This window comes from Bradyrhizobium sp. CCBAU 11386, from assembly GCF_028128955.1.
Lineage (GTDB): Bacteria > Pseudomonadota > Alphaproteobacteria > Rhizobiales > Xanthobacteraceae > Bradyrhizobium.
Genome location: NZ_LBKA01000111.1, coordinates 1 through 1862 on the forward strand (window position 1 = coordinate 1; position 1862 = coordinate 1862).

General features: G+C 69.5%; 2 protein-coding genes. Both read left to right on the forward strand.

Going from position 1 to position 1862, the window contains the following annotated elements; genetic code table 11:
* Positions 1-473: DUF2147 domain-containing protein (locus XI09_RS08700; protein ID WP_271566475.1), on the forward strand; the 473-nt coding region annotated here is incomplete at its 5' end.
* 302 nt (positions 474-775) lie between these two features.
* The coding region (locus XI09_RS08705; protein ID WP_271566476.1) for a FecR domain-containing protein at positions 776-1862 on the forward strand (1087 nt) is incomplete at its 3' end.

Sequence of the window (1862 nt, forward strand, 5' to 3'; positions counted from 1 at the left end):
AGGCGACCGCGCCGGCCGTGCCTGCGGTTGCCGCCCCCGCAGCTCCCGCCACGGCGGTTGCCGCCGCTCCGTCCGTCGGCTTCGACAACACGGTGCAGCCCGCACCCGCTGCGGCTCCCGTTGCGGCGCCCGCACCGGTCGCCGTTGCTCCCGCGCCGGCTCCGGTGGCCGCTGCGCCGGCGCAGGTCGCCAACACGCCGATCGGCATCTGGGCGACCGAAGAGAACAAGGGCAACGTCCGTGTCGAGCAGTGCGGCGCCAATCTGTGCGGCTACGCGCAGAAGACCAATGAGCGCATCCTGATCAACATGAAGCCCGATGGCGCGAAGTGGAGCGGCCGCATCCACGATCCCGACTCCGGCCGCAACTACGACTCGACGATCGCGATGAAGGGCCCGAATGCGATGCGCGTGCAGGGTTGCGCCTTCGGCGGCATGTTCTGCGGCGGCCAGACCTGGAAGCGCGTGGGCTGACGCGCGGAGCGCGTCATCCCGGGGCGATGCGAAGCATCGAACCCGGGATCTCGCGCGACACGCACAAGTATTCGTCATGCCCGGGCTTGTCCCGGGCATCCACGTTCTTGGTGCCGCAAGGCAGGGCGTGGATGGCCGGGACAAGCCCGGCCATGACGTTGTCGAGATAACTAGCCCCAAGCGCGCACCGTTTCGAACATTCGCCCCTCCCCTGCCACAACGTTCATCCGCCATTCAGCTGTCCACGGCTGAAATCGGCCGATCTCACCTCGCGTTCTCACCGGGACCTCTTCGTGACTTCATTGGTGGCTTGGCGCCGCTTCGTGTTTGCGATTCCGCTGCTGGCCTTGCCGCTGGCCGGCGCGAGCGGGGCGTTCGCATCCGATGCAATCGAACTCGCACAGGTGCAGCCGCAGGCACAGCCGGCGCCCGCCCCCTCTCCGACCCCCGCAGCCTCGCCGACGCCGGCCACGGACGCGCAATCCGCCACGGTCGAGCCGATCGGCAACGTCGCGACCGTGACGGGAATCGCGACCGTGGTCCGCGACAAGAATTCCTATCCGCTGCGCGTGCGCGACGACATCTATCTCAACGACGTCGTGCAGACCTCGTCGAACTCCTCGCTCGGCATCACCTTCAACGATGCGACCACGTTCAACCTCTCCGCCAGCGCCAGGATCACCATCGACAATTACGTCTACGAGGACGGCGGCAAGCAGAATTCGGCGATCTTCGACATCGGCAAGGGCACGGTTGCCTTCGTTGCGGCGGCGGTGGCGAAGACCGGCGACATGAAGATCGCGACGCCGACGGCGACGCTCGGCATCCGCGGCACCACCGGCGTCGTCGACGTGCCGGAAGGCGCGGCCGCGAGCCGCGCGAGCAACGTCAACATCAAGCTCTATCCCGACGCCGACGGCCGGGTCGGACACATCGAAGTCAACGACCGCAGCAGCGGCGCGCGGCTCGGCGCGCTGACGCAAGGCGCGAGCGGCTTTGCGATCCGCCCCGGCACGGGCGGCCCCGGCGGCATGCGCTTTGCGGCCGTGCCGATCACGATTGCCCCGCAGCAGATCGCGCGCGACCGCGGCTTCGTCAGCCAGGTGCATCTGGCGCAGACCACGGGCCGCCAGATCGTCACCGAGCAGCGCGACTTCCGCCGCGCCAATCCGACCGCGATCAGCCGCATTCCGCGGCCGGCGCAGCCGCCGCAGCCGCAACAATTGCGGCCGACGACGGCGCCCGGCCAACAGCCGCAGCGGCCGAACGGTCAGCCGGGCCAGAACAACCGTCCGGGTCAGCAGCAGCCGGGCGCGCCGAACCGGCAAGGCGCCCAGCCGCCGCAGCGGCAGGGCCAAGGACAGCAAGGACAGGGCGGCGCGGTACAGC